Annotated in this window: 7 protein-coding genes; 4 read left to right on the forward strand and 3 right to left on the reverse strand. The window is 57.7% G+C overall.

Going from position 1 to position 9,044, the window contains the following annotated elements:
* Positions 1-411 precede the first annotated feature (411 nt).
* The 3 genes from C7I85_RS25945 to C7I85_RS30705 all read right to left on the reverse strand — a co-directional run bounded on the left by C7I85_RS25945 (position 412) and on the right by C7I85_RS30705 (position 4,196).
* The gene (locus C7I85_RS25945) at positions 412-2,871 is read right to left on the reverse strand and encodes a hypothetical protein (protein WP_146148965.1); all 2,460 of its coding nucleotides are present in this window, start codon (positions 2,869-2,871) and stop codon (positions 412-414) included.
* 143 nt (positions 2,872-3,014) lie between these two features.
* Positions 3,015-3,320 (reverse strand): hypothetical protein, encoded by a 306-nt coding sequence (locus tag C7I85_RS30700; RefSeq protein ID WP_146148966.1) that lies wholly within the window; start codon positions 3,318-3,320, stop codon positions 3,015-3,017.
* A 165-nt stretch (positions 3,321-3,485) separates the two neighbouring features.
* A complete protein-coding gene (locus C7I85_RS30705; RefSeq protein ID WP_146148967.1) occupies positions 3,486-4,196 on the reverse strand; it encodes a hypothetical protein in 711 nt (236 codons plus the stop codon).
* Positions 4,197-4,211: 15 nt separating this feature from the next.
* On the opposite strand from C7I85_RS30705, the gene C7I85_RS25955 reads away from it, so the two are divergent.
* The 4 genes from C7I85_RS25955 to C7I85_RS31415 form a co-directional block, all read left to right on the forward strand.
* Positions 4,212-5,429: a helix-turn-helix domain-containing protein gene (locus tag C7I85_RS25955; protein ID WP_245445112.1), complete on the forward strand. Its 1,218-nt coding sequence runs from the start codon at positions 4,212-4,214 to the stop codon at positions 5,427-5,429.
* A gap of 1,089 nt (positions 5,430-6,518) precedes the next feature.
* Complete coding sequence (locus C7I85_RS25965) at positions 6,519-6,767, forward strand: hypothetical protein (RefSeq protein ID WP_106726903.1); 249 nt, start codon at positions 6,519-6,521, stop codon at positions 6,765-6,767.
* Positions 6,768-6,780: 13 nt separating this feature from the next.
* Positions 6,781-8,457, forward strand: coding sequence for a recombinase family protein (locus C7I85_RS25970; RefSeq protein WP_106726904.1), 1,677 nt, complete (start codon positions 6,781-6,783; stop codon positions 8,455-8,457).
* A gap of 406 nt (positions 8,458-8,863) precedes the next feature.
* A partial coding sequence (locus C7I85_RS31415; protein WP_210203083.1) for a hypothetical protein occupies positions 8,864-9,044 on the forward strand: 181 nt, incomplete at its 3' end.

Below are 9,044 nucleotides of genomic sequence, written 5' to 3' on the forward strand. Positions count from 1 at the left end.
GCGGCTCGCCGACCAAGCGCGCCGAACTCCCAGAATCCGAGTGGCAGCGATCAAGAACGGTGCACTGGACAGAGGTGGCTAGCGTGGCGGTCTGAAGCCTCAATCAGAGGCCGAGCTTGATGTCTGGATCGATGGTTGCCGAGAGCTTGTTCACGGTCGCGGGGAAATTGTCCTCGAGCGCAACATTTGCGAGAGCGAATTCAAGCAGCTCGGTGTCACCCCTAATGCCGTCTGGCGCTTAGCCTGGTCAATGAGCGCATGACTCTCGGGTTGAACAATGCGTCGGCATGCACACGAGCGTCTGAAATGGGTGGGAAGCTGACCGGCCGCTTCTCGACGTGTCCATCGGGAAGCGGACAATCGACGATTGGCGGGTTTGGTACTGGAAGGCCACGAAGCGATACCTCCCGCTCAATATGAAGTTCGCCTACTTATGCTAACTGCGACGCGGTGAAATGACTCCTCGGACGATCGACACAGGGCTTCCCAATCAAAAAAAGAAGGAATTTGTTCGAAGCTTGTCCAAATATTGCTGAGATAATCTCTAAGTTTGACCGCACGCTCATAACGATCGCTGAGGGATAGTGATCTGATTTTTTCTTTTATGTCTAAACTAGTGACCTCATCGAATATGGGAGTGTCAACGCACATCGCATCTAGATAATTGAACGTAGTCATCCAAATTTTAAGATGGTAGGCGCCAATGGTATTGAGCCGAAAGGCCGTTGGCATGCTACCGAATAGACCACCTTGGTCTTCCTCGAAGGTAACTCGCTCTGGCGCTTCTATTAACTTCTTGTTGTTAGCACGACGAATTGCCTCTTCTACGGCGATAGGCTTGATGCCCAGCTCCTGCAGCGCGCCTACGACGTCATTGTAATTTACAAAGCCTTCAGAAGAGCGACGCGGGCTCTTTTCGTCTAGAAGCCCTAAAATCAATGGTAATGTAAAATGTTCCCTACGATCGTTAGTGGTTACATCAAACAAGTTGGCCGCGAGCGCTTTCTCCGGATCGTAGTATTGGTAGTCTCCTTGGATTGCAACCTTCCAAAAATCGTGCAGAGGAATAATATAGTCAGCGGTATCAGCGAGAGCCCTTACCGAAGAATGTAAATCCACGTTAGGATTTCCGAACATTCTACTTACGAACTGGATCAGTTCTCGAACATTGCCATCAGTGATATTTTCAAGAAAAATCTTCACTGGGTCTAACCGATCGATTGATCCTAGAAGCACCCTAATAAGCGTAGCGATGTTGCCCAGCCTGAACGAGACGGCTTTAAGTCTTTCAAGCTGGATTTTTCCTTCAGCGATGTCCAAAGCGAACACAAGCCGCTTCTCCAGAACTTCGTCAACACGAGGCGGCGCGATTGTGAATATCCGGTGTGGGTATGCTGCCAGAGTTCCTGATCGCTTCGACAGAAAGAATGTCCTTGGACGAACGGATATGAAAACAGTAGCTCGCCAATCGGCAGCTAGATTTTGAGCGATTACAAAGGCTTCCTGTTGTACATCAAAGCTACGTTGGTCAGCATTATCCAGTGCGATGATAATCTGCTTTCTTTTCTCCTTGGACAGATACTCTATTGCTAGCCTGAGGTGGTCCGCCCTCTTCGCCTGCTTTTCTCCGAGCATTTCCAATAGTTTTTCTTGGAACTTGCCCGGGTCTGTTTCACGCAGGTCGCCCCAAATTCCCCCCTCAAATCGCCGAATTTCTTTTTTATACATCGACTTCACGAAATCACTTTTCATGACATCGATTCCGTAATTTGCGAGAAGCGACTCCTCAATTTGGTCGAGTACGAGTTCTGTCAGCGACTCTGTAAGTGCGCCTTTTCTTCCAAGGTTCACATACGCGTAGATGGCGTGTTGAAATTCCGCAAAAGCACTGACGTACATAAGATGCTTTAGAAACGACGATTTTCCAACGCCGACATCGCCTACCAACGCAATTGGGCGGTTGGAAATTGCCTCCGCAAGGATGGCCGGGGTCAATTGCGGTTTCCCGCCCTTGCCTGACACTGGTTGCGGCCCTGCAGCATCTTCCGCATCCGGAAACAGCGATGCATAACGCGCTGCCAGCATCTGTTTGCTTATGAGCGCGTGTTGGCCCAACGCGCCGCTTTCGCAGTAGCAATCCTCGTAGAACTTCTTCTCAAGCTCGGGTTGCTCCTCGATGCTCAACAACACAAGTTCTGCAATATCTGCCATAGAACGTTGTAAATCTGTCGGCTCACGGAACTGCGGATAATTTGGAATCATCGCCGACAGCTTCTCTGGAGGTTTGGGTGCGCCACTCTTCTCCAGCAGCTTGAAAAGCGCACCTGAAGCGACAGCTTGAGGCGAGAGCGTTTGCCAAGCGCGAGAAAAGGACATGCGAAGATGCTCTAGGCTGTCAAACAGCAGGCACTTGGCTTTAGTTCTACTATTTAGATTTGGCTCCGCGCGGAAGGCAACTATCTGATGTCCGTTAGTTGCAACGGCCAGGGATACGCCGCGCAAGAGGCAGTAGTTATTCACCTGAGTGATCGCATCTGAACAATCAGCGGAGCAGAGCATCACAGATGCTAAGTTATGCAGCACTGCATTTGATGTCCGACGTGGGATTTCGAACTGCTTCCCTTCTCTTTTTGCTTCCCAAATGGAAGCTACTGGCGTCCCTAATTCATAGTCTGTGTATTCTCGAGCATGAGGAGTTTCAAGTTTGAGCGCGGACGGAGCCCATCCTAGGCATTCGATTATAAGTCGATCAATAATCCGGAAACGAGTTTCCGCCTCGTTCCAATCGTGGGGGGAGCCGTTGACCTCTGAAATAAGCGAATCAAGGTTTGCAACACCCTCAGACAACTCGGCAGCTTCAATCAGCGCCATGTTCCAAAGCCCCCTATGTACCTCAACATGCTCTAAGATAAGACGAATCGCAATCGCGAGAACATCCTAAAGGTTGCTTACTGTCTGTGTAAAACCCCAAGAGATGGCCTGACGCGAGTGAGATAGACCACATCCGCGTTTGATCACTTGACGTAGATATTTCGACCGGCGCCATACACATTGGTTTGAGCCGACCAATGCCCGCTATTGGGATTTCGTGTCTTGATAGCGAATGTCCACAATGCGGTCGGAAGCGGCCTTTCAGAATAATCGGTGGTTGTAGGATCACGACTGAATCCGCGTAGCCGACTTTTGATTGACGCCATCAGTAGCGGCCACAGCGTGAAGGCCGTGGCTATCGCGCCTGCCAGAAACGGACCTGGGACTTCCGTCAGGGTCGGAAATCCCCGTTGCGCTTCCTCGGATACCTGATCAGTGCGCCAGCCCATGTCGGCATCCTTGAAACCCGTGAAGATTAATGTGACGCACAGTCAATATAGCCAGCCCGCCAGGGACTAGGGATTTCAAATGATGCGGCGGGAAGTCCTCGGTTGCATTTTCATCTGAGGGCACGGCGGATTGCCTTACCCGGCATTCGAAACGCAACACGCAAATCACCGCATTGTTGCCCGAACGTAACTCCCCTTGATGCTTATCGCCGGCTTTGACCCCGGAGTGTCGGAAAGAGAACTGTCAACGAAAGACTTTTCGGCCGCAATCGTGTAGCTGATCGGAACATTCTGGCCAAAGCCGAGATAGACATCCAGGGCCCTTACATCGAAATCGATATTCTCGTTTTTCTCGATTCTATCGAGTTCGATGCGGGCTTTAATGGCCTCGCCCTTCACAGCAACGCTTGTTGCGTGACCATCGAGGGCGACATCCCCCGCGTTGCTCGCAATTGTCACCGAGGAAAAATCGCCGTTCAGCTTTGCCAAGGTCGCCATTTGGACTATTGAGACTGAATTGCCGTTGGGTACATTTGCGCTGATCTCAACGGTACAGTCGGACAGGTCCATCCACGGCGATGGCGCGACATCAATATACAGGGTCCCTTTATCAACCCTCATTTCGCCGCCTGTTCGGCAATCGCTGAAAAACCAGCTGGAATACCAACCCGAAAACCATCCCGATCTTCGACTGCCGATAGAGGCTGTGTACGGCGACCCCGACAATGTGGTGAGGTGAACGGAACTCGCATTCCCAGAGATCGCAATGGCGGTCACGCTAGAAGCGTCCAGGACGTTTTCGGGCATGTCAGCATAGGCTGGCGGGGATGAGCCGATGCCGATTAAAGACACAAAGGCAAACAGTCCGTTTTTCATTTCGAGGCTCCGATCATGTCCTGGGCCGAAGGCGGCCAGCCCTGGAACGATGATCAAAGCGAACGATTGTCGCGACCTAGATCACGATCTGGGTCGACCGGGATCGCGATAAGGCACATTCTGGCCCCCATTCCCGTCGGCGTCACCATGGACCCTTTGATGATCTTTGTTCCGTTGCCATTTGTTGTCGCCCTTCTCCTCGTCATTCTGCTCGTGCGGCTGTTACGACATAGCGAGCAGGGAATTTGGGACAATCGCCTTTTCATACTGCTCATCGGAGCCTATGCGCTCCAATCTGTGTTGATCGGAGTGCGGTGGGGTTACGATTTCCGGGAGATTCTACCGCTGCAGTCCATCCTGGCGACGCTGATTGCGCCCCTGGCCTGGATAAGTTTCAGAAGCCTCACCATCGAGGAAGCGGCCTCGTCAGAGATCGCAGGCTGGCAGCATCTTTTGCCGGCGATACTGGTTATCGCGCTTCTGATAGCCTGGCGGGAGCCGATCGGAATCGTGATCACGCTTGTCTTTCTATCATATGGTGCAGCACTCTTGTGGCTGGCACGACGCGGCCCCGACGCGTTGGTCGTGTCGCGCATCGATGGTGTCGTTCTTTCCTATCGGTCACTTCTGATCACCGGAATTGCGCTCGTCGCCTCTGCCGCCACGGATGTTATCATCAGCTTTGATTTCGCATGGAACGGGGGCACGCATTCGGGGGCCGTAGTTGCAATTGGGAATGTGGTCTCGTTGCTGGTCCTTGGAGGTGCGGCCTCGGTCGCCAGTTTCAGCCGCGGTCATGATGATCGAGCGGAAGCCTTGCCTCATGGCGTTGTGGAACCGCAAGCCACCGAGGAAGATGCCGCCGTCGCGGTATCGGTGAATGAGCTGATGCAATCGAAGCGCCTTTATACGGACACCGAGCTCAACCTCGGTCGTATCGCAAGGAAGCTCAATCTACCTGCGCGGCGCGTTTCGCTCGCCATCAACCGCATCCACAAAATGAGCGTCTCACAATACGTAAACGACCATCGGATTAGGGAGGCGTGTCGCCTGCTTGCCTCGACGGATGCTCCCGTCACGCGGGTGATGTTCGACTCCGGCTTCATCAGCAAGTCAAATTTCAATCGTGAGTTTTTGCGAGTGACCGGGCTTACTCCGACGCTCTGGAGACAGCGTGAACGAGCACCTCACGAACCCTGTCGATTACCGCATCCGCACGAAAGGACCCTTTAGCGCCGATATCTGTCAATTGCCGGGGAATTCAGGATGCCCTGGGAGGGCATGCGGATATTGAAAAGAGCCGCGTCCTCAACCATGCAGCGGACGCGGAGCCGGACGCCCGGCGAATTAATGCGGAACCCGATAATTGGGACGACTGGCTAATGGACAGCTTCCCGCTCCTCTTCTCGGCGATTTGGTTTCGGAGCTGAGCCACGGCTCCGACGCGACCAGAAATGTACACCGCCGCAGTGCTGGTAGTCGGTCGGACGCGCAGGCACGACTGTGTGCTCCAGCGTAGGATGGCGGAGGGGGAGGGATTTGACCCCCCTTGGGAGGGGCGCCATAATCTGAGTTGGTGATCGCTTCTCACTCGAGGCTTCGAAGAGGGACGCCGTTCTCGTACGGCACGCCCTTTGGGCCAGGCTGGTCCGCTTCGGCTTCCGCCAAAGCTCTACGGAACCCCTGACGGGTTTCCGCACCTAAGGCGCGACGATCCTTCGTGCAACCGGCTTTCAGCCGGGACATGACGCACATTCGCGCGAATGTCCTATCTGTAGAGAGGGCCGAGGGCTTTGCCCTTCTCTTCCCCAAACAGGCTTCCGCCCACCTTCCTTCACGCCCTGACGCGGCGTTCCGTGCAGGCGGACCCCCGCGAAGCCTGCTTTCCCCTTCCAACCCACCGCTCGCGCGGCTCCGGGAAGCAGGACGGGGCCGCTTCCCGATCCATTTGGGATATGGCGGCGACCCACAAACTCATATGCGACGACGAGCGGGCGTTGCTGGCAGACGCATTCAGGAGGAGAAAGTCATGCGCTCAGTTGCGGGCAGATTCGGCTTTTCGGTGACCACGCTGCGCCATCGGAAAGATAGGGCGCGCCGGCCGGAACGACCGAGCAGCGTTTATGGTCTGGCGATCGACCGCGCTCCGCCGGCCGTTCAGAAGGCTTTGCAAGCGGCTTGATCAGGCCGCCTGCCATGAACAACCCGTCCGATGTGCCGCCTACGCTTCGCCAATGCTGCCCAATGAGGATATAGTTCTTCCCAGCCTGAATCCCGTGCCGCTTCATGCCTGCTCGCCTCGAAAACAATGCAGGAAGCGGCATGGCGGACGACAGCGAACCACGGCCGGAACGGTTCAGGCCGGCCAACGACAATAGCAGCCCGCTTGGCGAGCCGAATGCCGGGAAGCCGAACGCGGCGACCTGGCTCAAGATTGACCGGGCGGCACTGACGCTGGCCCGCATCGTAGGGCGCCGCATGGCGCGTGAGGATTTCGAGCGGCGCAGCGCCGCCAACGACAACCGGCCCAACCGTTCCGAAAGCACGGAGGACGGGGCCGACCAGGAGTGAAAGGAACGCCCCGATGCCGCGCGTTGCGCTCTATGCCCGTTATTCTTCCGACAACCAGCGTGACGCGTCCATCGAGGACCAGTTGCGCCAGTGCCGCGAACGCGCCGCCCGCGAGGGCTGGACCGTCGCGGAAACCTATTCCGACCGCGCCATCTCCGGCGCGTCGCTCATCCGCTCCGGCATCCAGTCGCTGCTGGCCGGCGCCCAGGCCGGCCGCTTCGACATCGTGCTGTCCGAGGCGCTGGACCGCATCAGCCGCGATCAGGAAGACGTGGCGGGCGTCTTCAAGCGCCTGCGCTTCGCGGGCGTCTCCATCGTCACCTTGTCCGAAGGCGAGATCAACGAGCTTCATGTCGGCCTCAAAGGCACCATGAACGCGCTGTTCCTGAAAGACCTTGCCATCAAGACCCATCGCGGCATCCGGGGCCGCGTCGAGGCGGGCAAGATCGGTGGTGGCAACGCCTATGGCTATCGTGTCGTCCACCAACTCGGCGCGCGCGGCGAGCCGATCCGGGGCGAGCGCGAGATCATCGAAGAACAGGCCGAGATCGTGCGGCGGATCTTCCGCGAGTACGTTGCCGGCAAGGGACCGCAGCGCATCGCCGCCGGCCTCAACCGCGACGGCATCGCCAGCCCGACCGGCAAGCGCTGGAACGACGCCACCATCCGCGGCAACCGCAAAGTCGGTTCCGGCATCCTCAACTGCGAGCTTTACATCGGCGTCATCCGCTGGAACCGGCAGAAGAAGCTGAAGAACCCCGACACCGGCCGCTATGCCTATCGGCTCAATCCCGAAAGCGAATGGATACGGTCGGACGCTCCTGCGCTGCGCATCGTGCCGCAGGAGCTTTGGGACGCCGCCAAGGCGCGGCAGGACGAGTTGACCGCGCTCTATCAAAAGCAGATCGACAGCTCGCGCGCCGCCACGCGGACGATGATGGCGAAGAACGGCGGCCTCAACGCCACCCATCGCCCGCGCACGCTATTGTCCGGCCTCGTGGTGTGCGGCTGCTGCGGCGGCACCTACGCCCGGCGCGGCCAGGATCGCTTCGCCTGTAGCAACCATGTGCTCGGCAACGGCTGCGACAATGCTCGCAGCATCGCCCGCACGGCGCTGGAAACCCGCGTGCTGACCGGACTGCGCGAGCGCATGATGACCCCGGACATGGCGGCGGAAGCCATGCGTGCCTACACCGAAGAAACCAACCGGCTCAACCGTCAGCGCCGCCAAACCGAGGACGCCACCCGCCGCGAGCTGGCCGCGACGATCAAGACCATTGCCGAGATCGTGCGGGTCATCGAGCAAGGCGGCTGGCATCGCGCCCTGTCCGCACGCCTGACCGAATTGGAGACGAAGCAGGACAGCCTCACCGCCCGCCTGTCGGACGCGCCGCAGGACACGCCCGACATCCACCCCGGCATTGCCGAAACCTATCGGCGCCGGATCGAGCGCCTGACCGCCGCGCTCAGTCATCCCGACGACGCCGTCGAAGCGGCCGACGCGCTGCGTGAAATCATCGATCGCGTCGTCGTCACACCCGGCGAGACCCACGGCAGCTACAGCATCACCCTGCATGGCGAGCTTGGCACCATCCTCGACTGGATCGACCGCACCGGAAGACCCGGCTACCAACCCACGCCCGATGCCGCTTCATCCCGTTTGTCGGTCTCGGTAAAAACACGGGCTTGACCCGAGGGTTCATGCCGGTCGGCCAACGCTGCCACGGCGGTGCAGAATACGCGCGAACATCACGCTCCGCGGCGGCACACCCCCTCTCCGTCGCGCTTCGCGCGCCACCTCTCCCCCATTTCATGGGGGCGAGGAACCCAAGTCCTGTGACGCCGCGACTTTAGCGGGTGCCGGTTCCTCGCCCCGCTTGCGGGGAGAGGTGGCGCGCGTAGCGCGACGGAGAGGGGGACGGCGCCCAAGAGCGGAGTGGAAAGGTTCATGACCCGGGACGAGGATGAATTCCGAATGCCATCCGAGCTAACCATCTGAAATCATTTACACCGAAAGAAATTCGCTCCCCCTTTCATCCCCCACATTCGCGCCTCCCCCATAATCCTCCCCATCGGCCTCACCGGGAACACGGGTCATGAACCGGATGAGCGTGGGGGCCGACGATGTCCGGGCTGGTGGCGCTGCGGTGGCGCTGCTGGATGATGAATCCCCAAGTCCGGGCCCAGGGTGTGGCTGGCCGCGCGAATGCGGAGGCGAACAAACCCAGGCAAGCGCATCGAACGGGCGGTCGAAGGACCGCAAGATTTACCTAAACG

This window comes from Pseudaminobacter soli (ex Li et al. 2025) (assembly GCF_003012705.1).
Classification (GTDB): Bacteria; Pseudomonadota; Alphaproteobacteria; order Rhizobiales; family Rhizobiaceae; genus Pseudaminobacter; species Pseudaminobacter soli.